General features: G+C 72.1%; 19 protein-coding genes and 1 pseudogene. 8 read left to right on the top strand and 12 right to left on the bottom strand.

The genetic code is table 11. From position 1 onward, the window contains the following. Positions 1-25: 25 nt before the first annotated feature. Together GV126_RS23635 and rlmN are read right to left on the bottom strand one after the other, a co-directional pair. The gene (locus tag GV126_RS23635) at positions 26-1,105 is read right to left on the bottom strand and encodes a thiamine ABC transporter substrate-binding protein (RefSeq protein ID WP_159670212.1); all 1,080 of its coding nucleotides are present in this window, start codon (positions 1,103-1,105) and stop codon (positions 26-28) included. A gap of 313 nt (positions 1,106-1,418) precedes the next feature. Next, complete coding sequence (gene rlmN / locus GV126_RS23630; protein ID WP_159670209.1) at positions 1,419-2,525, bottom strand: dual-specificity RNA methyltransferase RlmN; 1,107 nt, start codon at positions 2,523-2,525, stop codon at positions 1,419-1,421. 409 nt (positions 2,526-2,934) lie between these two features. Here rlmN and GV126_RS23625 point away from each other — a divergent pair, with 409 nt between their 5' ends. After that, entirely contained in the window at positions 2,935-3,111 is a 177-nt protein-coding gene (locus GV126_RS23625; RefSeq protein WP_159670206.1) for a hypothetical protein, read from the top strand. A 202-nt stretch (positions 3,112-3,313) separates the two neighbouring features. Here the strand turns inward: GV126_RS23625 and GV126_RS23620 are convergent, their stop codons facing one another. The 5 genes from GV126_RS23620 to rpsB all read right to left on the bottom strand — a co-directional run bounded on the left by GV126_RS23620 (position 3,314) and on the right by rpsB (position 8,250). Further along, on the bottom strand, positions 3,314-4,642 hold the full coding sequence (locus tag GV126_RS23620; protein ID WP_159670203.1) for a phosphatidate cytidylyltransferase: 1,329 nt from the start codon (positions 4,640-4,642) through the stop codon (positions 3,314-3,316). Beyond that, positions 4,642-5,199 (bottom strand): ribosome recycling factor, encoded by a 558-nt coding sequence (gene frr, locus GV126_RS23615; protein ID WP_014675285.1) that lies wholly within the window; start codon positions 5,197-5,199, stop codon positions 4,642-4,644. The genes GV126_RS23620 and frr overlap by 1 nt, the downstream gene beginning before the upstream one ends. Before the next feature lie 189 nt (positions 5,200-5,388). Then, complete coding sequence (gene pyrH, locus GV126_RS23610) at positions 5,389-6,147, bottom strand: UMP kinase (protein WP_028425304.1); 759 nt, start codon at positions 6,145-6,147, stop codon at positions 5,389-5,391. A gap of 220 nt (positions 6,148-6,367) precedes the next feature. Next, positions 6,368-7,204: a translation elongation factor Ts gene (tsf, locus tag GV126_RS23605; protein ID WP_159670200.1), complete on the bottom strand. Its 837-nt coding sequence runs from the start codon at positions 7,202-7,204 to the stop codon at positions 6,368-6,370. A gap of 179 nt (positions 7,205-7,383) precedes the next feature. Next, positions 7,384-8,250 (bottom strand): 30S ribosomal protein S2, encoded by an 867-nt coding sequence (gene rpsB / locus GV126_RS23600; protein WP_159670197.1) that lies wholly within the window; start codon positions 8,248-8,250, stop codon positions 7,384-7,386. A 356-nt stretch (positions 8,251-8,606) separates the two neighbouring features. On the opposite strand from rpsB, the gene GV126_RS23595 reads away from it, so the two are divergent. The 3 genes from GV126_RS23595 (at position 8,607) to GV126_RS23585 (ending at position 10,825) form a co-directional block, all read left to right on the top strand. Further along, on the top strand, positions 8,607-9,266 hold the full coding sequence (locus GV126_RS23595; RefSeq protein WP_236570078.1) for a PepSY domain-containing protein: 660 nt from the start codon (positions 8,607-8,609) through the stop codon (positions 9,264-9,266). A gap of 76 nt (positions 9,267-9,342) precedes the next feature. Beyond that, positions 9,343-10,353, top strand: a complete 1,011-nt coding sequence (locus GV126_RS23590) for a questin oxidase family protein (protein ID WP_159670191.1) — start codon at positions 9,343-9,345, stop codon at positions 10,351-10,353. Positions 10,354-10,480: 127 nt separating this feature from the next. After that, positions 10,481-10,825, top strand: coding sequence for a VOC family protein (locus GV126_RS23585; protein ID WP_159670188.1), 345 nt, complete (start codon positions 10,481-10,483; stop codon positions 10,823-10,825). A gap of 66 nt (positions 10,826-10,891) precedes the next feature. Here GV126_RS23585 and GV126_RS23580 read toward each other — a convergent pair whose 3' ends face one another. Together GV126_RS23580 and lacZ are read right to left on the bottom strand one after the other, a co-directional pair. Then, complete coding sequence (locus GV126_RS23580; protein ID WP_159670185.1) at positions 10,892-11,485, bottom strand: DinB family protein; 594 nt, start codon at positions 11,483-11,485, stop codon at positions 10,892-10,894. A gap of 80 nt (positions 11,486-11,565) precedes the next feature. Then, the gene (lacZ, locus tag GV126_RS23575) at positions 11,566-14,730 is read right to left on the bottom strand and encodes a beta-galactosidase, LacZ type (RefSeq protein ID WP_159670182.1); all 3,165 of its coding nucleotides are present in this window, start codon (positions 14,728-14,730) and stop codon (positions 11,566-11,568) included. A 387-nt stretch (positions 14,731-15,117) separates the two neighbouring features. Between lacZ and GV126_RS23570 the strand changes: the two genes are divergently transcribed. Then, positions 15,118-16,125, top strand: coding sequence for a bile acid:sodium symporter family protein (locus tag GV126_RS23570; RefSeq protein WP_159670179.1), 1,008 nt, complete (start codon positions 15,118-15,120; stop codon positions 16,123-16,125). A gap of 240 nt (positions 16,126-16,365) precedes the next feature. On the opposite strand, the gene proS is transcribed toward GV126_RS23570, so the two are convergent. Further along, positions 16,366-17,778, bottom strand: coding sequence for a proline--tRNA ligase (proS, locus tag GV126_RS23565; RefSeq protein WP_159670176.1), 1,413 nt, complete (start codon positions 17,776-17,778; stop codon positions 16,366-16,368). Positions 17,779-18,159: 381 nt separating this feature from the next. Here proS and GV126_RS23560 point away from each other — a divergent pair, with 381 nt between their 5' ends. Both GV126_RS23560 and GV126_RS23555 read left to right on the top strand, forming a co-directional pair. Further along, positions 18,160-19,158 (top strand): DUF1259 domain-containing protein, encoded by a 999-nt coding sequence (locus GV126_RS23560; RefSeq protein WP_159670173.1) that lies wholly within the window; start codon positions 18,160-18,162, stop codon positions 19,156-19,158. Next, on the top strand, positions 19,158-20,363 hold the full coding sequence (locus tag GV126_RS23555; RefSeq protein WP_159670170.1) for a cytochrome P450: 1,206 nt from the start codon (positions 19,158-19,160) through the stop codon (positions 20,361-20,363). The genes GV126_RS23560 and GV126_RS23555 overlap by 1 nt, the downstream gene beginning before the upstream one ends. 118 nt (positions 20,364-20,481) lie before the next feature. Here the strand turns inward: GV126_RS23555 and GV126_RS23550 are convergent. Next, a pseudogene (locus tag GV126_RS23550) lies at positions 20,482-21,617 on the bottom strand (CapA family protein). Positions 21,618-21,702: 85 nt separating this feature from the next. Further along, entirely contained in the window at positions 21,703-22,524 is an 822-nt protein-coding gene (locus tag GV126_RS23545) for an SAM-dependent methyltransferase (RefSeq protein WP_159670167.1), read from the bottom strand. Positions 22,525-23,159: 635 nt separating this feature from the next. Between GV126_RS23545 and GV126_RS23540 the strand changes: the two genes are divergently transcribed. After that, on the top strand, positions 23,160-24,044 hold the full coding sequence (locus GV126_RS23540) for a CAP domain-containing protein (protein ID WP_159670164.1): 885 nt from the start codon (positions 23,160-23,162) through the stop codon (positions 24,042-24,044). Positions 24,045-24,377: the final 333 nt, after the last annotated feature.

Raw genomic sequence — 24,377 nt, 5'->3', positions numbered from 1 at the left:
CTGCCGCGGGTCGTCCGCCCGTGGGCTACTTCAGTACGAGCGACGTCCACGACCTGACCCACTGGTCACGGTTGGCGGCGATCTTGTCCGGTGCCATGGTCTCCGGGTGCTCCGCCTGGTGGCCGTACTTCACGAACTCCGCCGGCACCTCGGCGGTTTCCCGCACCGGGTAGACGAACATGTTCAGCGGCATGTCCTCCTGGAACTTCTCGCTGATCAGGAAGTCCAGCAAGGCCTTGCCGCCCTGGGGATTGCGGGCGTTGCTGAGCAGCCCGGCGTACTCCACCTGCCGGAAGCAGGTGCCGTACGCCACCCCGGTCGGCGCGGTCTTCGGCTTCGGGTCGGCGTAGACGACCTCGGCGGGAGGCGAGGAGGCGTAGGAGACGACCAGCGGCCGGTCCCCCTTGGCCTTCCTGCCCCCGGCGGAGCCGGAGAACTCCTGGTTGTAGGCCTGCTCCCAGCCGTCGACCACCTTGACGCCGTTGGCCTTCAGCTTCTTCCAGTACTCCTGCCAGCCGCTGTCCCCGTACTTCGCGGCGGTGCCGAGCAGGAATCCGAGGCCGGGCGAGGCGGTGGCCGGGTTCTCGGTGACGAGGAGGTTCTTGTACTGCGGCTCGAGCAGGTCGTCGAAGGTGGCCGGCGGGGTCAGCTTGTGGTCGACGAAGTACTTCTTGTCGTAGTTGACGCAGATGTCGCCGGAGTCGATCGGCGTCACCCGGTGCCCGGCCTCGTCGGCCCGGTACTGACGCACGACCATGTCGGAGCCCTTGGGCCGGTAGGGCTGGAACAGGCCGTTGTCCAGGGCCCGGGAGAGCAGCGTGTTGTCGACGCCGAAGAAGACGTCGCCCTGCGGGTGGTCCTTGGTGAGGATGGCCTTGTTCACGGCCTGGCCCGCATCCCCGTCCTTGAGCACCTTGACGGTGTATCCGGACCTCTTCTCGAAGTCCTGGATGACGCTCTTGGACGCGGCCCAGGAGTCGTGGCTGACGAGGGTCACGGTCTTGGTGTCCGCGGCCTTGGTGGTGCCCGTGCTCCCGCTCCCGCACGCGGACAGCGTGACCAGGCCGAGCCCGACCGCGACGGCGACGAACGTCTTGTGGTGCACTGGAATTTCCTCCTGGATGGTGGCCAGGAAGAGACGCGGCCCTGCCCGGGCTCCGCGAGGGAGTCCCGGGCAGGGCGCAACAGCTCGAGTGATGACCGAACTTCCTACCCAGAATGACCTGGGCGAGGTTCAGAGGGTCTGCGGCCCTGTCCGCCGCACTCTCAGCGCTGTGGCGCTCCCCTGTCGGAAATGGCATGTGAAGTTGTGTACGGGATCAGGTTACCGCCCGGCCGGCACGACGGCCGACAGGGCCGGGGCCGGTGGACCACGCAGGACTGCGGCCGGTGGACCACCGCAGGACTGCTCCCCTGGCCTACCGCTCGCTGGCGGCCAGCTGACCACAGGCCCCGTCGATCTCCTGGCCGCGGGTGTCCCGGATGGTCACCGGCACGCCGTGCGCCGCGATCGCCTCCACGAACGCCTTCTCGTCCTCGGGCCGGGAGGCGGTCCACTTCGAACCGGGCGTGGGATTCAGCGGGATGAGGTTGACGTGCACCGGCTTGCCCTTGAGGAGGCGGCCGAGCCGGTCGCCGCGCCAGGCCTGGTCGTTGATGTCCCGGATCAGCGCGTACTCGATGGACAGCCGGCGCCCCGACTTCTGGCTGTACTCGAAGCCGGCGTCCAGCACCTCCCGCACCTTCCACCGCGTGTTCACCGGGACGAGGGTGTCGCGCAGCTCGTCGTCGGGGGCGTGCAGGGAGATGGCCAGGCGGCACTTGAAGCCCTCGTCGGCGAACCGGTGGATCGCCGGGACCAGGCCCACCGTGGAGACGGTGATGCCGCGCTGGGACAGGCCGAGCCCGTCCGGCTCGGGGTCGGTCAGCGCGCGGATGGCCCGCACGACCCGGTTGTAGTTGGCCAGCGGCTCACCCATGCCCATGAACACGATGTTGGACAGCCGGGCGGGTCCCCCGGGCACTTCGCCGTCCCGCAGGGCCCGCATGCCGTCGACGATCTGGTGCACGATCTCGGCGGTCGACAGGTTCCGGTCCAGTCCCGCCTGCCCGGTGGCGCAGAACGGGCAGTTCATGCCGCAGCCGGCCTGCGAACTGATGCACATGGTCACCCGGTCCGGGTAGCGCATGAGCACCGACTCCACGAGCGTGCCGTCGAACAGCCGCCACAGGGTCTTGCGGGTGGCGCCCTGGTCGGTCGACAGGTGCCGCACGACCGTCATCAGCTCCGGCAGCAGCGCCTCGCGCAGCTTGCCGCGGGAGGCCGCGGGGATGTCGGTCCACTGCTCCGGGTCGTGCGCGTACCGCGCGAAGTAGTGCTGCGAGAGCTGCTTGGCACGAAACGGCTTCTCACCGATCGCGGCCACCGCCTCCTTGCGCTCGGCGGGCGTGAGATCGGCAAGATGCCGCGGCGGCTTCTTGGCACCGCGCGGCGCGACGAAAGTGAGTTCTCCGGGCTTGGGCATGGTGCATCCAGTGTCGCAGATCCACTTGGGTGACCGGGGCTCTCACCGACGGCTCCCCGGGCCGCCCGTAACAGTCCGGCAACGGATTCATCCCCGTCGAGGCGCCCGCGCCGCGCGGCAGGGCATCGTGGAGGGGAGCGGTACGAGTCGGTGCCGTGTGGATCCGTAGGGATCCGGTCTCAGGGAGTGGTGGACATGTATGCCTTCGAGAAGCGAATGGACTGCGGTAGCCCCGTGAGCTAGCCGGGCCAGCCACCACCCCTGCCCTGTTCGGATGCGGCACCGCGGACACGGTTGCATCGTTGCGCCACCGTGCGGTTCCGTCCGACCGGTCGTGTTCTTCCGCTGGTTGGTTTCCCGGCAGTCCCGACGTTGCCCGTCGATACTCGCCTGCATCGGGGGAACCGCCATGACCACGATCATCCTGCAACTCGCCGCCGGAACGCCTCAGGTCCTGCTCGCCGTCGTCGTCCTCGCCGTCACCTTCCTGCTCGCCCTCGCCATCGCCACCCGCGGAACCGGCCCGGCGGAACGCGCAGCGGTCCTGCGCGCTCTCGCACAACTCATCCCGTTACGCCGCCGATAGCGCCCTGGGGTCAGGAGGAAGCCCGGGTCAGCAGAAACGCCGGCCGGGCTTCCGGTGGTGCGGTCCCGCGCGGAGGTTCGGGATTCCGTACGTCCCGGGCCGCTCACGCCGTCGCCTGCCCCGCAGCGGCGGGCGCCGGCTGCTCCGGAAGACGAGCAGGTCCCCCTCCCCGCAAGGGGGAGGGGGACCGTACGGCACGGGCTCACGCGGAGCCGACGAAGGCCACCATCAGCAGCCAGACCACGGGGGCGGTCGGCAGCAGGGAGTCCAGGCGGTCCATGATGCCGCCGTGGCCGGGGAGCAGGGTGCCCATGTCCTTGATGCCCAGGTCCCGCTTGATCATGGACTCGCCGAGGTCGCCGAGGGTGGCGCTGGCGGCGACCGCGAGACCGAGCAGGAGGCCCTGCCACCAGGCGCCGTCGTCGATCAGGAACTGCATGCACAGCGCCCCGGCCACCATGGCGAAGGCGACCGCGCCGAGCAGGCCCTCGCGGGTCTTGCCGGGGCTGATGCGCGGGGCGAGCTTGTGCTTGCCGAAGCGCCAGCCGACGGCGTAGGCGCCGGTGTCGCTGACCACCGTCAGCAGCAGGAAGGTCAGGACGCGGAACGGGCCGTCGTCGGCGGTGAGCATCATCGCCACGAACGTCGCCAGGAACGGCACGTAGAACGCCGCGAAGACACCGGCCGTGACGTCCTTGAGGTATCCCTCGGGTGGCTGCGTCATCCGCCAGACCAGGACCGCGAGCGCGGTCAGCGCCATCGCCACCCAGGCGCCCTCGGCGTCGCGGACGTATCCGGCGACCACCATCGCCGCGCCGCCGACCGCCAGCGGCACCAGCGGCGCCCGGATGCCCTTGCGTTCCTCCAGCCGCTTGGTCAGCTCCCACAGGCCGACCACCACCGCGACCGCGATGACGCCGACGAACACGGCCTTGACGACGAACAGCGCCGCGACGATCACCGCGCCGAGGCCGACCCCGACTCCTATCGCCGCGCCCAGGTCGCGGCCCGCGCTCTTCTTCTGCGGGGCGGGCGCCGGCTGCGGGGCGTCGGGCATGGGCTCCGGATTCTGCGACGCCGCCCGGGGGGCGGGCGGCGTCCGCGGCGTGTCGTGGGGCCGCGGCTGCGGCCCTTCGTACGGCTGCGGGTGCGGTTGCGGCTGGTGCTGCGGCTGCGGCTGCGGCTGCGCGGCGTACGGCCCCGCGTGCGGCGCGGGCCGGGCGGCGTGCGCCGGGTCGGCGAACGGCTGCTGCCCGGGCTGCGCGTGCGGCGCGTCGAACGGGTGCGGCTGCGGTATCTCCTCGCGGAAGACGGGGCCGTCCGCCGGGACGGCCCCCCGGTCGTCCTCCTGGTCACCGCCGTGTGCGGGCACCTCGGGCACGACGGGCAAGGGGCGGGTCTGCTGGGCGCCCTGCGCACCGTACTCGGGGCCTGCCGGGACGGCTCCCGGGACCGGTCCCGGCGCGGGTGACCGGTCCGCGGGCCCCCAGTGCCCGGCCTGCTGCGGCGCTCCCCAGGAAGAGTCGTTCATCAGACCTCGAGCAGCTCCGCTTCCTTGTGCTTCAGGAGCTCGTCCACCTGCGCGACGTACTTCGCGGTGGTGTCGTCCAGCTCCTTCTCCGCACGGCGGCCCTCGTCCTCACCGACCTCGCCGTCCTTGATCAGCTTGTCGATGGCGTCCTTGGCCTTGCGGCGCACCGAGCGGATGGACACCTTGGCGTCCTCGCCCTTGCCCTTGGCGACCTTGATGTACTCGCGGCGGCGCTCCTCGGTCAGCTCGGGGAACACCACCCGGATGATGTTGCCGTCGTTGCTCGGGTTGACGCCGAGGTCGGAGTCGCGGATCGCCTGCTCGATGTTGCGCAGCGCGCTCTTGTCGAACGGGGTCACGACCGCCATCCGCGGCTCCGGCACGGAGAACGAAGCCAGCTGGTTGATCGGCGTCGGCGCACCGTAGTAGTCGGCCACGATCTTGTTGAACATCGCCGGGTGCGCACGACCGGTGCGGATCGCGGCGAAGTCCTCCTTGGCGACCACGACGGCCTTCTCCATCTTCTCCTCGGCCTCGAGGAGGGTCTCTTCGATCACCACTTGCTCCTGCGTGTCTTGAGTAGGCCCGGCTGCGGTTCCCCTCGGGGGCCGACGGCCGGCTGCGTCGCGTCTTCTTCCTGCACGGTTCCCGACCGGCAGGACATTGTCCATCCCCCGGCCCGGGTCCGTCCCGTCCGTCCCCCGGACAGGTGGCGTCCCGGCGGACCCGCGCCCGGGGGTTGCCGGTCAGCTCCGGCCGACCTGGTCACCCACGAGCGTGCCGATCTTCTCACCCTTGACGGCCCGGGCGATATTGCCCTCCTTCAGGAGTTCGAAGACGACGATCGGAAGCTGGTTGTCCCGGCAGAGGGTGATCGCGGTGGCGTCGGCGACCTTCAGATCGCGGGTGATGACCTCGCCGTAGCCGAGCGCGTCGAACTTCACGGCGTCCGGGTTGGTCTTCGGGTCGGAGTCGTAGACCCCGTCCACGCCGTTCTTGCCCATGAGCAGCGCCTCGGCGTCGATCTCCAGGGCACGCTGGGCGGCGGTGGTGTCGGTGGAGAAGTACGGCATGCCCATACCGGCGCCGAAGATCACCACGCGGCCCTTCTCCAGGTGGCGCACGGCGCGCAGCGGGATGTAGGGCTCGGCGACCTGCCCCATGGTGATCGCGGTCTGCACGCGGCAGTCCACGCCCTCCTTCTCCAGGAAGTCCTGCAGGGCCAGGCAGTTCATCACGGTGCCGAGCATGCCCATGTAGTCGGAGCGGGCCCGGTCCATGCCGCGCACCTGCAGCTCCGCGCCGCGGAAGAAGTTGCCGCCGCCGATCACGATGGCGATCTGTGCGCCTTCCCGTACGACGGCCGCGACCTCGCGCGCGATGGCGTGCACCACGTCCGGGTCGACGCCCAGGCCCCCGCCGCCGGAGAAGGCCTCTCCGGACAGCTTCAGCAGAAACCGGCCGGACACTTTGCCGTCGTCGCTCTTCTGGGCCTTGGTGGTCATGAGATCCCGCCTCTGTTACGTAGTGCACATGCGAAGAAGGCCATTGCCGGTGGAGCGTGTTTCGCATCCCACGCAGCGGCAATGGCCTCCTCGTCAGATCTGCTGTCGTCCGCCTACGCGTGCGCGTGCCGGCCGGTGCGCCGGCATCCGCGGGCGACGGGGACGACTGCTGTCGACCCTGTTCGGGTCGGGTGTCCGCCGCGAGACGGACTCAACGGACTCAGATGCCGACCTTGATGCGCGTGAAGCGCTTCAGGGTGACACCGGCCTCGTCCAGAACCTTCTGGACCGACTTCTTGTTGTCCAGCGCGTAGGGCTGGCCGAGCAGCGTGGCGTCCTTGAAGAAGCCGTTCATCCGACCCTCGACGATCTTGGCGATCGCGGCCTCGGGCTTGCCCTCGGCGCGGGTGGTCTCCTCGGCGATGCGGCGCTCGGACTCGACGACCTCGGCCGGCACGTCCTCCTTGGAGAGGTACTTCGGCGCGAAGGCGGCGATGTGCTGGGCGACGCCCTTGGCGACCTCGGCGTTCGGCTTGTCGAACTCGACGAGGACACCGATCTGCGGCGGCAGGTCGGGCATCGTGCGGTGCATGTACGCGGTGACGAAACCGTCGGAGAACTGCGCGAAGCGGTCCAGGACGATCTTCTCGCCGAGGTTGGCGTTGGCCTCGTCCACGAACGCCTGCACGGTCTTGCCGGGCTCGATCTCCGAGGCGAGCAGGGCCTCGATGTCGGCCGGGGAGGTCTTGGCGACGTGCTCGGCGATGGCCTTGGCCACGGCCTGGAACTTCTCGCCCTTGGCGACGAAGTCCGTCTCGCACTTCAGCTCGACGAGGACACCGGAGGAGTTGTCGTCGGCGATGATCGAGACCACGGCGCCGTTCTCGGCGGAGCGGCCCTCGCGCTTGGCGACACCCTTCTGGCCCTTGATGCGCAGCGCCTCGACGGCCTTCTCGACGTTGCCCTCGGCCTCGTCCAGCGCCTTCTTGCAGTCCATCATGCCGGCGCCCGTGAGCTCACGGAGCTTCTTGACGTCGGCGGCGGTGTAGTTCGCCATGAGTCTGTGAATCTTTCTCGAAGTCTGGAAGATCGACGATCAGGGAGCCGCGGGCCCCGCGCCGCTGGTCGAGCTTCACGCTCGTCGTGCGGGGCCCGCCGGCCCGCCGCTGACCTACGGGTGAACGGCGGGAGCGGACTTCATGCACCGCTCCCGCCGTCAACACTGACGCTGACGGGTCAGGCCTGCTGCTCGCCCTCGGCGGCCGGGGCGGCCGGAGCCTCGGCCGGCTTCTCGGCCTCGGCCTCGGCGGCGGGGGCGGCCTCGTCGGCCTTCTTCTCACCCTCGAGCAGGTCGCGCTCCCACTCGGCGAGCGGCTCGCCCGCGGCCTTCTCACCCTTGCCCTCGGCGGCGCCGGAGCGGGCGATGAGGCCCTCGGCGACGGCGTCGGCGATCACGCGGGTGAGCAGAGTGACGGAGCGGATCGCGTCGTCGTTGCCCGGGATCTTGTAGTCGACCTCGTCGGGGTCGCAGTTGGTGTCGAGGATGGCGACGACCGGGATGTTGAGCTTGCGGGCCTCGCCGACCGCGATGTGCTCCTTCTTGGTGTCCACGATCCAGACGGCGCTCGGCACCTTCTGCATCTCGCGGATACCGCCGAGGGTCTTCTCCAGCTTGGCCTTCTCGCGGGAGAGGACCAGCAGCTCCTTCTTGGTCAGGCCGGAGGCGGCCACGTCCTCGAAGTCGATCTGCTCCAGCTCCTTGAGGCGCTGCAGACGCTTGTAGACGGTGGAGAAGTTGGTGAGCATGCCGCCCAGCCAGCGCTGGTTGACGTACGGCATGCCGACGCGGGTGGCCTGCTCGGCGATGGCCTCCTGCGCCTGCTTCTTCGTGCCGACGAACATGACCGTGCCGCCGTGGGCCACGGTCTCCTTGACGAACTCGTAGGCGCGGTCGATGTACGACAGCGACTGGAGCAGGTCGATGATGTAGATGCCGTTGCGCTCGGTGAAGATGAAGCGCTTCATCTTCGGGTTCCAACGGCGGGTCTGGTGACCGAAGTGGACGCCGCTCTCCAGCAGCTCCCGCATCGTGACGACGGCCATGGCCGTACTCTCCTTGAGTTCTCGGTTGTGCCGCGGGGGCCGGACGGCTCCCGCGCCTGACGCCCGCGGTGCGCCGTGCCACGAGGGACCGAGGGGCGCTGACACCGACGGTGATCGCCGGATGCCGGGGCGTGCGAAGTCGACCCGGTGGCCCGGGTCGCCACCAGAAGTGTACGGGACCCGGAAGGCGCCGGGTGACGCAGATGTCCACAACCGACGAGTCGTCCACAGGCTCCGGCGGATTCCGGCCGGGTGCGCGAGCGTGGACGCATGTCTGGGATGCGTGTGATGCGGTGGGTGAGCGGGTGGCTCGGCCTGCTGCTGGGGATGGCGGTGGCGCTGCTGGCGTCGGTGGCGTGGGCCGGCGGCGCGGGTCCTGCGGGGGACACGGGGCCCGGCGGTGGTGCCGGCCCCGCGCAGGACGCGTCGGTGCCGGCGCTGCGCGGGCCGGCGGGGCCTCCCCGGCGCCGCCCTCCCCCGCGCCTGCCGCCCCCTCGCCCGCCTCCCCTACGGCGAGCGGGGAGAACCTCACCGAGGACCAGGCCGAGCGCAAGGCCATCGTCCCGCAGGTCAAGGTCGGCTACGACAAGGCCCTGGACGCCGCCCTCAAGGCGGTGCCCGGCGCCAAGCCGGTCTCGATCGAACTGAAGGGGCCGCGCAACCACCCCACCTGGAAGGCGGAGGTGGCGAGCGCCGACGGCACCGGTCACACCGTCCGCGTCGACGCGGTCACCGGCAAGGCCGGCCAGGCACGCACCAACACCGACCAGGACTCCGGCGACAAGCGCGAGCTGGCCGACCGGCTGAAGAAGGCCACCGTCACCGTGCGGCAGGCGGCGACGGCCGCCACCGACAGGACGAAGGGCACCGTCACCTCCGTCGAGCTCGGCGACACCGACCGTGGCGCACCGAAGTGGTCCGTCGACGTGGTGAACACCAGCGACTGGAACAAGACCACGTACGACATCGACGCGACCGACCGCACGATCCTGCGGGAGCACGTGGACCGGGACTGAGGGCCGAGGTGATCCCCACCGGTCCTAAGTCCTCGGACCGTTACGTCGCCGGGGCGGCTCCCCTACCGTGCCCACCATGGATACGACAGGCACACTCGACGAGGCGCTCCAGCGACTGCACCGTTCGGGACCCGAGCGGCTCGGGCGGCTCAGCAACCACGCCCCGATGGCCGTCGAGGCCCTGGTCGCCCGCGGACACGCACGCTCCGTCCACCGCTGGGTGGACCTGTACACGCGCAAGCTGGAGGAGTTCCCCTCCGCCACCGAGCCGGTCACGGCCGGCAACTGGCGTGCGGCGCTGGGGGATCCGCGCCGGGTGGCGGACTGGATCGGTTACTTCGAGCGCGAGATCGCCGAGCAACCCTGGACCGAGGTGCTCGCGCAGTGGTGGCCCCGGCTGCTGCCCGGCCTGTACGGCGGGGCGACGCATCCGGTGATCCGGGTGGGGCACGCCGTGCGCACCCTGCTGGCCGGAGGGGCCACCGGGCCGCGTCTGGCCGAGCTGGCCCACGGCCTCGGCTACTGGGCCGCCCGCCACCGGCCCGTCACCGGCCTGACCGAGCTGCCCGGCGCCGACAGTGCCGCCGCGGCCCTGGACGCGGTGGAGCCCATAGCCGAGCGGGGGGGGAACTTTCCCACCCGGCTCGACCGTGTCAGGCGCCTGCCGGTGTGGGCGCCGTCGGTCACCGGTCCCGACGAGGCCCGCCGGCGTCTGACCGAACTGGTGCGGGCCGCCACCCACCGGTACGCCACCCACGGCCACGGTGAGGAGACGATGCTGGTCCACGCGGCCACCGCCCCCAACGCCGTGCTGCGCACCCTGCCCGCGCTGCCCCGGACCCTGTGGGTGCCGAGCCTGCGGGCGGCCTGGACGGCGTCCGCCGCGGTGACCGCGATGTACGCACCCGACACCCCGGTCGCCTGGTCCCCGCCGGGCGACGTGACCGCCGAAGAGGTCTTCGAACGGGCGCTGGCGCACGGCGACGAGCACGTCATCAAGTTCACCGACACCGCCCTCGACGTCGGCGACGAACAGGCCCTGGCGGCGGCACTGCGCTGCAGGGAGCTGAGCGAGCCGCCGGCCTGACGGGCGAGGCACGGTGATCGGTCAGTTTTGAAGAAGCGGGCGCCGGTGCCCGGTGCCTACGGTGGGTGCACCGGCGGAACCCGCAGGCCCGCCGCGTTTTCCCTCCGATATCCGGGAGCAGCCCGTCATGACCACTGCCATCACCACGATCATCTACCACGTCGAGGACCTCGCCCGGGCCAAGGCCCTCTTCACCACGTATCTCGGCACCGAGCCGACGACGGACTCCCCCTACTACGTCGGCTTCGAACTCGGCGGCCAGCAGATCGGGCTGGTCCCGGACGCTGCCGAGCAGGGACCGATCGGCCCGGTGTGCTTCCGCGACGTGCCGGACATCGCCGCCGCCTGCAAGGCCCTCCTGGAGGCCGGTGCCACCTCCCACGAGGAGCCGCACGACGTCGGCGGCGGCATGCTGGTCGCCTCGGTCAAGGACGCGGACGGCCATGTGATCGGGCTGCGTCAGCTGCCGTGACATCCGGGCGGCGGTTTTTCGCCCCGGACCGGTCGGTGCCGGTCCGGGGCGGGTCCGGGCGCGGTGTCACACCGTGCGGTCGGCCTCCCGGGCGGCGCGCTCCAGCCGGTCGCGGTGGTCCTGCCACCAAGCCGGATCGGCCGGGGGCAGGCTGGGGTTGCCCTCGTTCGCCCCGACGGCTCCGTCCGTGAGTTCCCGGAGGATGTCGGCGTGCCCCGCGTGCCGGTGCGTGTCCGCGATGACGCGTACCACGGCGTGGTGCAGCGTCACTTCCTCCTTGCCGGCGGGCCACCACGGCACCCGGCCGACCGTCTCCAGCGGGAGCGCGTCGAGCGTCGCGTCGGCGTGCGCCCAGGCCCGGCGGTAGAGGGCGACGATCTGCTCGCGCGTCTCGTCGGGGCCGGCCCACATGTCCGCGTTGGCCTCGGCTCCTTCCGCCACCCAGGGCAGCGGCTCGCCGGAGGGCCGTCCGAAGGTGTCGCCGAGGTAGCCCAGCTCGACGGTCGCCACGTGCTTGACCAGGCCCAGGAGGTTGGTGCCGGTCGGGGTCATCGGACGGCGGACGGCGTACTCCGACAGTCCGTCGAGCTTCCACAGGAGGGCGTCGCGGGCGGACTGCAGGTAGCGGTGGAGGTCGGCCTTGGGATCGGGTGTGTTCATCCGGACAGTCTGCCGACTGCGCGCGCTGTGTCCACCTGTTTGTGTTCCCAAGGCCCACTTCCCCGGTCGTGCGCCTCCGGTCAGGCGGTCGCCGGACGCAGCCGGTAGGCGTAGGTGTAGGTCCGGCCGGAGTGCAGCAGGTACGGCTCCAGCGGGGCCGCGCCCCAGGAGTTGATGCCGCCGACTCCCATCTGCCGGTGGTTGACCAGCAGGATCGTCTCCTTGCGCCGTGTGAGCGCGTACGGGTGTTTCGGGCCGTCCAGGTCGAACGGCGAGTAGTGCAGGGCGCTGGTCTCCAGCAGTGCCTCACCCTCGGCGGGGTCGGCGGCGACCGTCAGGCCCTGCCCGGACCGGTCGGTCAGCGACAGCCGGCGCACGTCCGTCTGGTTCCCGGTCTGCTGGGGCCGCACGTAGGGGGCGACCTGCTGGTCGACCGTGGAGTGCCACCGTCCCACGAACGCGGCGGACTTGCGGTCCTGGTAGTTCTCATGCGGGCCGCGGCCGAACCAGTCGAGCCGTTCGTGCCCCGGCGGTACGGTGAGCAGCGCGCCGACCATGGGCAGGTCCGGCAGTCCGGCCGGGGCGTCCAGGGTGTGCCGCACCCGGATCTCGCCGTCGGCGCGCACCCGGAACACGGTGTGCCAGGTGGCGGCCTTCGGCGTGGTGGGCAGCGTGCAGGTGACCTCCACGACGACCTCCCCTGCGGTGGGCCGGGTGGCCTTCACCGCAGTCACCGTGCGCTTGGTCCCCGCGTCGCGCCAGGTGGCGGCCGTCTTCTGGAAACCGCGGCCGATGTCGTTGTCGGTGGGCCCGCGCCAGAAGTTCGGCACGGGGCCCTCGGCGAGCAGCGCCCGTCCCTTCCAGGTGTACGTGGTGAGTGTGCCGGTGGCCTTGGACAGCACCACCTCCACCTCGCGTCCGCTCACCCTGACCTCGGTCGCGGTCTCGGTGAGGGTGAGCGTGCCGCCCGGCGCCGTGTCCTCGGGTGCCGGGGCGTGCCACTGCAACGGCAGTTGCTCGGCAGCGACTTCGTGCCCGGCCTCCGCCCAGCGGGTGCGCTCGCGCAGCACGAAGGACAGGTTCAGGAAGTATTCGGCACCGGGTTCGGGGGAGGCGGGAGAGCGGTAGGGGACGTGCAGCACGCCCTCCTCGCCGGGCGCCACCTCCGGGGGCGGCAGGGTGCCGTGCTGGACGCTCTCGCCGTCGCGGGTGAGGGACCAGCGCACCGTGTACCCGTCCAGGCCGCTGAACAGGTTCTTGTTGCGGACCTTGACGGTGCCGCCCGACGCGCCGGTCAGATCGCCGGCGGTGACGCCCACCGGCTGATAGCACTTCTTCACCTCGATCAGCCCGGGGTGGACCGAGCGGTCGGCGGCGAGCAGGCCGTTGCAGCAGAAGTTGCCGTCGGTGGGGTAGCCGGCGTGCCAGTCGCCGCCGTAGGAGAGATACGTGTGCCGGGTGTCTCCCGGGACCGGCAGCCGGATCGCCTGGTCGACCCAGTCCCACACGAAGGCGCCGTGCAGGTTGGGGTACTTCTCGAAGACGTCCCAGTACTCCTTGAGGTTGCCGCCGCTGTTGCCCATGGAGTGGTTGTACTCGCACAGCATGAACGGCGTCGGGTTGCCCGACCTGCCGTAGGCCTCCACGCCGGCCGGGCTGGTGTACATCTCGCTGGGCAGGTCGGCGACGGCGTTCATGCCCTCGTAGTGCACCGGGCGGGAGGCGTCGCGGGCGTGCACCCAGTCGGCCATCGCCCGGAAGGTGCTTCCCTGGCCCGCCTCGTTGCCGAGCGACCAGACGACGACGCACGGATGGTTCTTGTCCCGCTCCACCATCGAGCGCAGCCGGTCCACGCAGGCGTCGGTCCACTCCGGCAGCGAGCCGGGCACCGTGTCGCGCACGCCGTGCGTCTCCAGGTTGGTCTCGTCGATCACGTACAGCCCGTACTCGTCGCACAGTTCCAGCCAGCGTGGGTGGTTGGGGTAGTGCGAGGTGCGCACGGCGTTGATGTTGTGTTGTTTCATCAGGCGGATGTCCTGGATCATCCGCTGCTCGTCGACGGCCTGGCCGCGCTCGGGGTCGGTCTCGTGCCGGTTGGTGCCGCGGAACATCACCGGCCTGCCGTTGACGGTGAAGCGTCCCGGCCCGTACTCGACCTGCCGGAAGCCGACGCGTGTGCTGTGGACATCGGTCGTGCGGCCACGGGCGTCGGTGAGGGTGACGACGAGTGTGTACAGGTTCGGGTCCTCGGCCGACCACAGCGCCGGTCGGCGCACGTCGCCCCGCAGCGTCACCGAGCCCTCGCCGGCGTCGCCCGAGAGCCGCAGCAGCCGGTGGCCGCGCGCGTCGAACAGCTCTGCGGCGACGCGGTGTCCGGCGGTGCCCGCGCCGGCCCGGTCCCGCAGGGCGACGTCGACGGTGAGGACGGCGTCGCGGTAGGCGGAGTCCAGTGCGGTGTGCACGAACAGGTCGTGCACGTGCACCTGCGGCACCGAGTACAGGTAGACGTCGCGGAAGATCCCGGACAGGTCGATCATGTCCTGGTCCTCCAGCCAGCTGCCGTCGGACCAGCGGTGGACCTCCACCGCCAGGGTGTTGGTGCCCGGCCGCAGGTACGGGGTGATGTCGAACTCGGCGGGTGTGTAGCTGTCCTCGCTGTAGCCGACCTGCCGGCCGTTCACCCACACGAAGAACGCCGACTTCACGCCCTGGAACGACAGCAGGGTGCGCCGGCCCGCCCAGCCGCTCGGCACGGTGAAGGTACGGCGGTAGGAGCCGACCGGGTTGAAGTCGTGGGGGACGTCCGGCGGAGCGGGCGTCTCGTAGCCGATCCACGGGTACTTGATGTTCAGGTAGATCGGTTCCGGGTAGCCCTCGATCTCCCAGTTGGACGGCACCGGGATGCGGTCCCATCCGCTGTCGTCGAAGTCCGGGTCCTCGAACCCGGTGGGCCGCTGGTCGGCGTTGCGCGACCACCTGAAGCGCCAGCTTCCGTTCAGGGAGCGGTGGTACGGCGAGTCCTGGAACCGTCCCCGCAGCGCCTCGGCCGGGCTCGCGTAGGGCACCAGCCGGGCCCGTGCCGCCTCGCGGTTGACCTGGAAGACACGCGGTGCGGCGTCCCAGGGATCGCCCTGGGCGGCGAACGCCCGTTTCTGGGCGCAGAAGGCGGCCCAGCCGGCGAGGGCGCCGGCGGCGAGCACGGTACGACGGCGCGGCCGGTGGGGAAGGCTTCTCTCTGCACTCATACGCGACTCCGAACGTAAGGCATCAAGAACCACCAGCATCGAACGAAGTCGCCCACAACACAAGGCCGCTGACGGCACCTCGTGGATCTCGGCCTGCCACGCGTTCCGGACGCCCTGCTGCACCGCCGAACGGCTGGGCAGCTCCCCCGCGGCGGTCAGCCTGGAGCCTGGCCGGGCTGACCGCCGCGCGGTCGGCGACCCGCTGCTGCTCCGCGCGCCCTGTGTTCTGGTGCCTGTTCCCCTCGCCGAGGAAGACTCCGCGTACGCCGCCGAAGCTCCCTGAATGTCCCGTTCCGCGCGAGAAATCCGGAAACCGCAGGTGGGTCCGGGGACCGGATCGCGAGACGGCTTTGCCCACTCCCCTTACGTGGTATTTACATGCTTCTCATGCAGAACTCCGACACCCCGACCAGGACCGGCGGCACGACCGCGCCCTCGGGCGGCCCCACCCCGGCGGACCGCGCCGCCCGCCGGGCGGTCACGGTCTTCCCCCTCCTCGTCATCGCCGCGGGCCTCATCGGCCTCCTCCTCCCCGGCACCTTCGCCGGGTACGGCGCCGATGTGCCCTACCTCCTCGGCGTGGTCATGTTCTGCATGGGCCTCACCATGTCCATGGAGGACTTCAAGGGTGTGGTCCGCCGGCCGTGGGTGGTGCTGCTCGGCCTCGTGGCGCACTACGTGATCATGCCGGGGCTCGGGTGGCTCATCGCCCATCTGCTGCACCTGTCCCCCGCGCTCGCGGCCGGCGTCATCCTGGTGGGCTGCGCGCCCAGCGGCACCGCCTCCAACGTCGTCACCTACCTCGCGCGCGGCGACGTCGCCCTGTCCGTGTCGGTCGCCACCGTCTCCACCGTCCTCGCCCCGCTGCTGACGCCGCCGCTGACGCTGCTGCTGGCGGGCGAGTACCTGCCCGTCGACGCCGGTTCGATGGTGACCGACATCCTCAAGACGGTGCTGCTGCCGGTCTTCGCCGGCCTCCTGGTGCGCCTGGTCGCCGGGCGCTGGATCGCCCGGGTGCTCGGCGTGATGCCGTGGCTGTCCTCGCTGGCGATCGCCGCGATCGTCGCCGTGGTCGTCGCGGGCAGCGCCGACGCCCTGAAGTCCGCCGCGCTCACCGTGCTGCTGGCGGTGGTGCTGCACAACGGCTGCGGCCTGGCGCTCGGCTACGGCTGCGGCCGGCTCACCCGGCTGGGCCGCCCCGCCTCCCGCGCGCTGGCCTTCGAGGTCGGCATGCAGAATTCCGGGCTGGCCGCCTCGCTCGCCACGGCGCACTTCAGCCCGCTGGCCGCCCTGCCCGCCGCCGTGTTCTCGGTGTGGCACAACATCTCCGGCGCGCTCGTCGCCGCCTGGATGGCGCGGCGCCCGACCACGGTGGCGGACACCGCCGGGCAGTGACCGCGGTGACCTGTGCGGGACACCGCACAGGTCGCCCCCGGACGGCACAGGCCCGGACGGCCGACCGCGGACCGGGCCACGGCCACCGGCCCCGCGCCCGGCTCTCCCCGAGCCCGCGCCGGGGACCGACCGGTGCGCGGCCCGTTTCCAGGCCCACGCGCCCCGCTTCCAGACCCGCGCGCCGCGATTCCCGACTCGCGCGCCCCACTTCCAGCCCCGCGCCCGGGACCGACCGCCCCGTCAGTACGCCCGCGCCACGACGGCCACGTTGCCGGGCTGGTCCTCGCTCGCGGGGACCGAGCCGTCCGCGGCGACCAGGCACCGCACCGTCACCCCCTGCTCGGCGAGCCTCGCCTCGCCCTCCGGGCCGAGCCTGTCCCAGGGGATGCGGGCCCAGCCGGTGCCCGCGGCCGCCACCGCCTCCTCGATCCCGGTCACCTCGGCGGTGCGGTCGGTGCGGTGCCGCCGGGACTCCTCCAGCAGCAGCGCCTGGTCGTCCTCCAGCATCCGGGGCAGCAGCGCGGGCAGCGCCTCCGACGGCACCGGCCGCCTGCTGCCCCGGATGCGGCGGACCAGCACGGCGGTGCCGTCCGCCAGGTCGCGGGGACCGATCTCGATGCGTACGGGCACGCCCTTCAGCTCCCAGTCGACCGCGCGGCGGCCGAAGGGCAGGTCCGTGCGGTCGTCGACGTGGACGCGGACGCCCGCCGCGCGCAGCCGCTCGCCCGTCCGGCGCGCCTCGGCCAGGACCGCGTCGTCGCCCTTGACGGCGACGACGACCGCCTGCACCGGGGCGAGGCGGGGCGGGCCGCGCAGCCCGTGGTCGTCGCCGTGCATCATCACCAGCGCGCCGGCCATGCGGGTGGTGGAGCCCCAGGAGGTCTGCCAGACGTACTCCTGCCGGCCGTCCTTGGACAGGTATCGCGTGTCGAAGGCCCGGGCGAAGTTCTGGCCGAGTTCGTGGCTGGTGGCCAGTTGCAGCGCCTTGCCGTCGCCCGTCATGCCTTCGAGGGTGAGGGTGTTGATCGCGCCGGCGAACCGCTCCCGGCCGGTCTTGCGCCCGGGGACGACGTCCATGGCGAGCACCTCGCGCAGGAAGTCCGCGTAGACCTCGCGGTGGATGCGTGCGGCGTAGTCGCGGGCGTCCTCGAAGGTGGCGTGCGCGGTGTGGCCCTCCTGCCAGAGGAACTCCGTGGTACGCAGGAACAGGCGCGGGCGCAGCTCCCAGCGCACCACGTTGGCCCACTGGTTGATGAGCAGGGGCAGGTCGCGGTAGCTCTGGACCCACTTGGAGAAGTACTCGTTGACGATCGTCTCCGAGGTGGGCCGGACGACGACGGGTTCCTCCAGTTCCTTGCCGCCGGCGTGGGTGACGACGGCGAGTTCGGGGGCGAAACCCTCGACGTGCTCGGCCTCCTTCGCCAGGTACGACTGGGGGATGAGGAGCGGGAAGTAGGCGTTGGCGGCGCCGGCGGCCTTGATCCGGGCGTCCATCTCCTGCTGCATCCGCTCCCACAGGCCGTACCCGTACGGTCGCACGACCATGGTGCCGCGCACCGGCCCGTTGTCGGCCAGCTCGGCCTTGGCGATCAGATCCTGGTACCAGCGCGGGAAGTCGTCCGCCCGGGGCGTGAGAACGGGTGCTTGAGCCATGGGCCGCACAGTAGGGCGCGGGCCCACCGGGACGCGACCGGGTTTCTCTCGCCGGCCGGCGAGTTGAACGCAGCGAACAACCTCGCACACCCACCTTCGTCCCCGAGCGTGGACATCCCGGCCGGCAGCACGGCCGAGGTGCCCCTCCCCTCGTCCGGCCGGTCCGTGCCGGCGCCGGCGCGAGCGCGGCCGCTGCGCACCGAAGGGACGGGGGCGGCCGAGCGGCGCACCAGTGGGTTTCCGGGCACCGGGAGGTCCGGACGGTGTTGCCGTCGGCCTGAGCGCGGACGGATCGGGTTAGCCCAGTCGGCTGGTGGTGACGGTGCCGGTCAACGGTCTGCGCGGCCGCACGTGCTTCCATCGCGGCAGGAGGCATACGACATGGCTGACGAGCGACCCGACGATCCACACTCCGCCCGCATCGCGTCCCGGCGCCGCGTGCTGGCCGCCGCGGCCATGGCCCCGGTGCTCACCGGGGTCCCGGCCGGCGCCAGTGCCCTGCCCGCCGGGACGCGGGAGCGCGCCCCGGTCGAGCCGGTGACGACCTCGCTGACCGACTGGGGCGAGGTGGGCCGGGCGCTCGGTCGTCCCGGTGACATGAAGCGTTTCATGTACCACACGGGCCTGCCCCGCCGTGACCTGACGGTCGTCTCGCACGGCGTCCGGATCAGCCCCGCGCTCGCGTTGGGCACCCATGTGTCCTTCGTCCGCTACGCCGACAGCAGCACGCTGCTGATGGGCGACTGCGTGGTCACCGAGCACGAACTGCAGGGCTTCATCGACGTCCTCCAGGAGTACGGGATCACGCCGACGGCGATCCACAAGCACCTGCTCGCCCACACACCGCAGGTCTGGTGGGTGCACGTGCACGCCCACGGACACGATCCGGTCACCGTGGCCGGCGGTCTGCGGGCCGCGTTCGAGCGCACCGGCACCCCGTCGTACGACCTCGTCACCGCCGCGCCGCCGGTCGACCTGGACACCGCCGCGATCGACGCCGCGCTGGGGGTCAGGGGCACGGCGGACGAGGGGGTGTACCGGTGCACGTTCGCCCGCCGCGAGAGGATCACCCACGGGCCCGTGGTCCTGCCGCCGGGGCTGGGCGCCATGACCTCCGTGACGTTCCAGCCGCTGGGCGGCGGGCGGGCCGCGCTCACCGGCGATCTGGTGCTGACCGCGCCGGAGGTGCAGCCCGCGCTCCTGGCCCTGCGCCGCGGCGGGATCGACCTCGTCGAGCTGCACCACCCCAACCTGACCGACGAACCACGTCTGTTCTTCGTCCACTACTGGGCCGTCGGCGACGCCGTCGGGCTGGCCCGGGGCCTGCGCCGGGCCGTGGACGCCACCAATGTCGTACCGATGGCCCAAGGAGTCGGCTGATGACCGGGAACAACGAGGCGATCACCTGCCCGTTCGACTTCAGCGATGCCCTGGAGTTCGATCCCACCCTCACGGACCTGATGGGGCGTGACGCGCCCGTCCGCATCCGGCTGCCCTACGGTGCCGCCGATGCCTGGCTGTTCACCGGCTTCGACGCCGTCAAGCAGGTCACCACCGACCAGCGCCTGAGCCGGGCGGCCATCGTGGGTCACGACTACCCGCGGATGACGGCCGAGCCCATCGTCTCGCGCGAGTCGATCAACGTCATGGACCCGCCGCACAGCACCCGGGTGCGCCACCTGGCCTCGCAGGCCTTCACCCAGCAGCACGTCGACGCCCTGCGGCCGCGGATCGTGCGCCTGGCGGACCAGCTGCTGGACGAGATGGAGCAGCACGGCGCGCCGGCCGATCTGGTGCGGCACCTGTCCGACCCGCTGCCCCAGCACACCGTGCTGGACCTGCTCGGCATCGAGCGCCAGGAGTGGCCGCGCATCCAGGAGTCGGTGCGCCAGCTGCTGGTCGTCGACCCGGCCCACAAGGAGACCGCCGCGACCGCCAAGGCCGATCTGACGGCCTACTTCGGCAAGCTCGTCGAGCAGCGCCGGCACTCCCCCGGCGAGGACCTGATCAGCACCATGGCCGCGGCGCGCGACGGCGAGGAACAGCTCGACGACCGGGAACTGGCCGTCATGGCGCTGACGGTGGCGCTCAGCGGCCAGGACACGGCGACGTGCCAGATCAGCGACATCGCCTACCTGCTGCTGACCCGCCCGGAGCTGATGGAGCACCTGCGGCGCCGGCCGGAGTCCCTGACCGAGGTCCTGCACGAGCTGCTGCGCTGGATCCCGTTCCGCAAGGGGGTCGGCATCCCCCGGCTGGCGCTGGAGGACCTGGAGCTGGACGGCGTGCGGATCCGGGCGGGCGACTTCGTCCACGTGTCCTACCTGGCGGCCAACCGTGACCCGCGGCGCTACCCGGACCCGCACGCCATCGCCCTGGACCGGCCCAACAGCCCGCACATGACGTTCGGCTGGGGCGGGCACCGGTGCATCGCGATGCCGCTCGCGATGGCGGAGCTGGAAGTGGCCGTCGGACGGCTCGTGGAGCGTTTCCCCGACCTGCGGCTGGCGGTGCCGGCCGAGGCGGTGCGGTGGGACACGGGGACCATCCGGCGGTTCCCGCTCGAGCTGCCGGTGGCCTGGTAGCGGAAGCGCGGCGGGCGCCTTCCGCCCGGGTGGCGGCGTCTTCCCGCCTGCTGCTGACGGACGGCGCGCGGTGGACGACGGCGGGTGAGCGCCCGGCCCGGACCTGTTGCCCGGGACGCTACGCGGGGTGCCCTCCGCCCGGCGCGGTGGCCGCGGGCACGGCGCGCAGCGCCCCGCCGGGTTCCTGGGTCAGCACGAGGCCCCGGCTGATCCGGCCGAGGGTCGCCCGCAGCCAGGCGCGGTCCGCCCCGCCGGCCCGTTCCAGCCGCATCCGGCGGGCCCGCAGCGTCTCCACCCGCAGGCGCAGCAGCCGTCCCGTGTTCGCCTCCAGCGTGGGGAACCAGGCCGGCCGCAGCTCGTCGCGGTACTCCTCGTAGCCGGAGATGCCCTCGTAGTCGTCGACGAAGTCGCCGCAGCCGTACAGGACGAGCCGGTCCCGGTACACCTCGACGGGGCGGGGGTGGTGCGAGGAGTGCCCGTGGACGAGGTCGACACCGCCGGCGACGAGCAGGCGGGCGAAACGGATCTGGTCCCGGGGCACGCGGTAGCCCCAGTTGGAGCCCCAGTGGACGGAGACGACCACGAGGTCGCCCGGTCGCCGTGCCCGCCGCCCCCGCCGGAGCGTCGCCGCGGCCGCCTCGGGCGTCGGCTCCGGGACATGGGCGACACCGGCCCGGTCCGCGGTCGCCGCCCGGCCCGGGGGTATGCCGCGGGGCGCCAGGCCCAGGGCGAACCCCAGCCCCGGGGGCCGCCCGGCGGGGGGCACGCCGCCGGTGCGAACGCCGCGTCGTCGTCCCGGCCCGCCCCCGCCGTGCGCAGGCCGGCGCCGTGCAGTGCGTCGAGTGTCTCCAGCAGCCCGGGACGGCCGAAGTCCAGCACATGGTTGTTGGCGAGGACGCACACGTCGGGCCGGGCCACGGTGAGCGCCGGCAGGTTGTCCGGGTGCATCCGGTAGTGGATCTCCTTGCCCGGTGCGAAGGTGTCGCACCGGGTCACGGACGTCTCCAGGTTCACGATCCGCACGTCCGGGGCGGCCTCGTCCAGCAGGCGCAGGGCCTGTCCCCACGGCCAGCGTGGGGGGACGGGTGCGGGCACCGGGCCGCTCACCGCCTCGGCCAGCGCGACGTACTCCCGGGCGTCGCGCACCCAGCCCTCGCGCAGGGCCGGGTCCGCGGGGTGGGCGAGGATCTGGTCCACCCCGCGCCCGAGCATCACATCGCCGCACAGGAACAGCGTGACCTGGCCACCGGCCATGGTCCCCACCGTAGTCCTCCGGGAGGTCTCCCGGCGGCCGGCCGCGCTCCGGATCCGCGCCCCGGGTGTGCCTCGGGGTCCGCCCTCAGGGTTTGCGGGCGACGCCGCCGTGCTCGGCGACGGGACCGGCGCCGGCGGGGTCCGTATCGGCGTCGGGGCGCCATTCGGGCACCGGGACCACTCCTGGCTCCAAGAGGTCCAGGCCGTCGAAGAAGGCGGTGATCTCCTCCACGGTGCGCAGCACGTAGGGGACGGCGCCGCTGTCGTTGTAGGCGTCCTGGGCGCGTTCGAAGTCCGGGTCGATGCCCCGTGAGCCGTCGTCGAGGACCAGGTGGCTGCCGGACGGCAGGGCGTCCATCAGGCGGGTCGCGATGGACCGTGCCTGGTCGTGGTCGGCGACGTGGCCGAGGATGTTGCTGAGGACGAGGGCGGTGGGACGGGTCAGGTCCAGCGTCTTCGCGGCGGCGGCCAGGATGCGGTCGGTGTCGCGTACGTCGGCGTCCACGTAGGCGGTGGCACCCTGCGGGGTGGAGTACAGCAGGGCGCGGGCGTGGGAGAGGACCATCGGGTCGTTGTCGACGTAGACGATCCGGGACTCCGGTGCGAGGCGCTGGGCGATCTCGTGGGTGTTGTCGGCGGTGGGCAGGCCGGTGCCGACGTCCAGGAACTGCCGGATGCCCGCCTCGGTGACCAGGTGGGTCAGAGCGCGGCGCAGGAAGGCGCGGCTGCTGCGGGCGATGGTGACGATGCCGGGGAAGACGGCGGTGTAGGCGTCGCCGGCCTGGGAGTCGACGGGGTAGTGGTCCTTGCCGCCCAGCCAGTAGTTCCAGATGCGGGCCGAGTGCGGCACCGAGCTGTCGATCTGCCGGTGCTGCGCCGGTTCGGGCGTCGTCGCGGGGTGGGTCATGGCTACCGTCCGTCGTCGTGCGGGCAGAGAGGATCCGACGCGGACAACCTACGGCCCAAGGACCGTACCGCGCACGCCGCTTGACACATTCCGGGCTCGGCCCCCGCCCAGGCCCGTTCACACATCCCGGGCGCCGCCTGCCTGGGCCCGTTCACCCGTCCTCGCGCGGCCCCCGCCCAGGCCCGGCACCGACCGCCACCGCGAGCGCTCCGGTCCCGCCCGGGGACGCGGTCGCATGACATGCGTCACACCCGCTGCGGTACCTATTCGGGGCGCATAGTAGAGGCCGCTCCGGCGACATACGAGACTTGTCCGTCTTGAGGCGAGCGCCCGGCACGCCGGAAGCGCCCGATCTTCGCCCCCTCGCCGCTCTCCCTCATCCTCCCCGCACAGCGGGATTCTGACGTCACACCAGGGAAAGGGAAAGCCCCACCGCCCGCTCCTCCGCGCCCCGCCGCCCGCGGCGCGGGCCGAGCCCGTCTACTACGCCGGGTAGTACGAAGGCTCTTTGCGCTCCTCGTCCGGCCCTTCTCACAATGAGGCCCCGCAGAACATCTCCGCAGCTCAGAGGGGATGTCTGCGTCACGTACACACGCACGACGGGCGCTCGGCGGCCACCTAGTGAGGTCTTACGCATGGGAAAGCACCGCAAGAACCGGCAGTACCGGCGGGCGGCCATAGCGGCCGTCGCCGTGGGCGCCGTGGGCATACCGTCCGCCGCCATGGCCTGTGTCCACTGGCCGGACAGCGGCCGCAACGACGTGCGCGTCGCGCCGCACCGTACGGCCGCGCCGCAGTGGTCGTACACCGCCGAAGGCCGCCACACCGCGGGCTCCGCCCGGCCCTCCGCGGACGTCCCGGACGCCTCGCACACGTCCACCACCACGGCGACGCCGTCGCCCACCACCCCGGCGTCCGCGTCCGCCACCGCGCCGGCCACGAAGACCCGCACCGCGCCGGCGCCGACGCGCACCGCCCCCGCACACCGGGCGAAGCCCACGACCACCACCGCGCCCGCGCCCTCCCGGACGTCCACGGCCTCCCACCCGCGCCCGGCCGCGTCCGCCGGCACGGCACAGGCGAGCAACCCCGCCTCCGCTACCCCCACGGCCCCGAGCACCCCTCGGTCCACGGCCACGGCGTCCGGCGACGTCGCGCGCATCGTGGAACTCGTCAACACCGAACGCGGCAAGGTCGGTTGCTCGCCGCTGACGCTGAACACCGAGCTGACGGAGGCGGCCCAGGCGCACAGCGAGGACATGGCGGCCCACCGGACGATGTCGCACACCGGGTCCGACGGCTCGTCCCCCGGCGAACGGATCACCCAGGCCGGCTACGACTGGAGTTCCTACGGCGAGAACGTCGCCTACGGCTACGCGACCCCCGAGCAGGTCATGGCGGGCTGGATGAACAGCCCCGGCCACCGGGCCAACATCCTCGACTGCGACTTCAAGGAGATCGGCGTCGGCCACGCCCAGCCCGGCGACTACTGGACGCAGGACTTCGGCGCCTCCCGCTAGGTGTGCTGTTCGTGCGCACCCCGCCCCGGGCCCGGCCGCATCCGCACGCGCAGCGCCCCCGCGGTGACGCAGGATCCAGCGGATCCTGGACTGGGCGGCCCGCCATGATGTGAAGGTGGTGATCGACGCCCACAGGACGTTTTCCGGCCCGCGTTCGGCCACCGGGGCATTCCCGAGTGGGCGACCCCCCGCCGGGACCACTCCTGTTGGCGGCGGCCCCCCCCCCCCCCCCCCGCCGGGGCCCCCCCCCCCCGGGCCCCCGCCCTCCCCCCCCCCCCGCGGGGGCCCCCCCCGGCGGCCGGTCCCGGGCCCCCGGGGCGTCGGGCCCGCCCG

This window comes from Streptomyces mexicanus (assembly GCF_902506575.1).
Classification (GTDB): Bacteria; Actinomycetota; Actinomycetes; order Streptomycetales; family Streptomycetaceae; genus Streptomyces; species Streptomyces mexicanus.
The sequence above is the reverse complement of the archived record's forward strand: the minus strand, read 5'-3'. Positions and strand labels throughout refer to the sequence as shown.

Bases quoted from the DNA above. Each gene is read 5' to 3' on its own strand.
- proS (WP_159670176.1), bottom strand. From the start codon at position 17,778: ATGGCTCAAGCACCCGTTCTCACGCCCCGGGCGGACGACTTCCCGCGC.
- GV126_RS23580 (WP_159670185.1), bottom strand. From the start codon at position 11,485: ATGAACACACCCGATCCCAAGGCCGACCTCCACCGCTACCTGCAGTCC.
- lacZ (WP_159670182.1), bottom strand. From the start codon at position 14,730: ATGAGTGCAGAGAGAAGCCTTCCCCACCGGCCGCGCCGTCGTACCGTG.
- GV126_RS23625 (WP_159670206.1), top strand. From the start codon at position 2,935: ATGACCACGATCATCCTGCAACTCGCCGCCGGAACGCCTCAGGTCCTG.
- GV126_RS23540 (WP_159670164.1), top strand. From the start codon at position 23,160: ATGGGAAAGCACCGCAAGAACCGGCAGTACCGGCGGGCGGCCATAGCG.
- GV126_RS23590 (WP_159670191.1), top strand. From the start codon at position 9,343: ATGGATACGACAGGCACACTCGACGAGGCGCTCCAGCGACTGCACCGT.
- GV126_RS23545 (WP_159670167.1), bottom strand. From the start codon at position 22,524: ATGACCCACCCCGCGACGACGCCCGAACCGGCGCAGCACCGGCAGATC.
- GV126_RS23560 (WP_159670173.1), top strand. From the start codon at position 18,160: ATGGCTGACGAGCGACCCGACGATCCACACTCCGCCCGCATCGCGTCC.
- GV126_RS23570 (WP_159670179.1), top strand. From the start codon at position 15,118: ATGCAGAACTCCGACACCCCGACCAGGACCGGCGGCACGACCGCGCCC.
- GV126_RS23555 (WP_159670170.1), top strand. From the start codon at position 19,158: ATGACCGGGAACAACGAGGCGATCACCTGCCCGTTCGACTTCAGCGAT.
- GV126_RS23585 (WP_159670188.1), top strand. From the start codon at position 10,481: ATGACCACTGCCATCACCACGATCATCTACCACGTCGAGGACCTCGCC.
- rpsB (WP_159670197.1), bottom strand. From the start codon at position 8,250: ATGGCCGTCGTCACGATGCGGGAGCTGCTGGAGAGCGGCGTCCACTTC.
- tsf (WP_159670200.1), bottom strand. From the start codon at position 7,204: ATGGCGAACTACACCGCCGCCGACGTCAAGAAGCTCCGTGAGCTCACG.
- GV126_RS23620 (WP_159670203.1), bottom strand. From the start codon at position 4,642: ATGAACGACTCTTCCTGGGGAGCGCCGCAGCAGGCCGGGCACTGGGGG.
- rlmN (WP_159670209.1), bottom strand. From the start codon at position 2,525: ATGCCCAAGCCCGGAGAACTCACTTTCGTCGCGCCGCGCGGTGCCAAG.
- pyrH (WP_028425304.1), bottom strand. From the start codon at position 6,147: ATGACCACCAAGGCCCAGAAGAGCGACGACGGCAAAGTGTCCGGCCGG.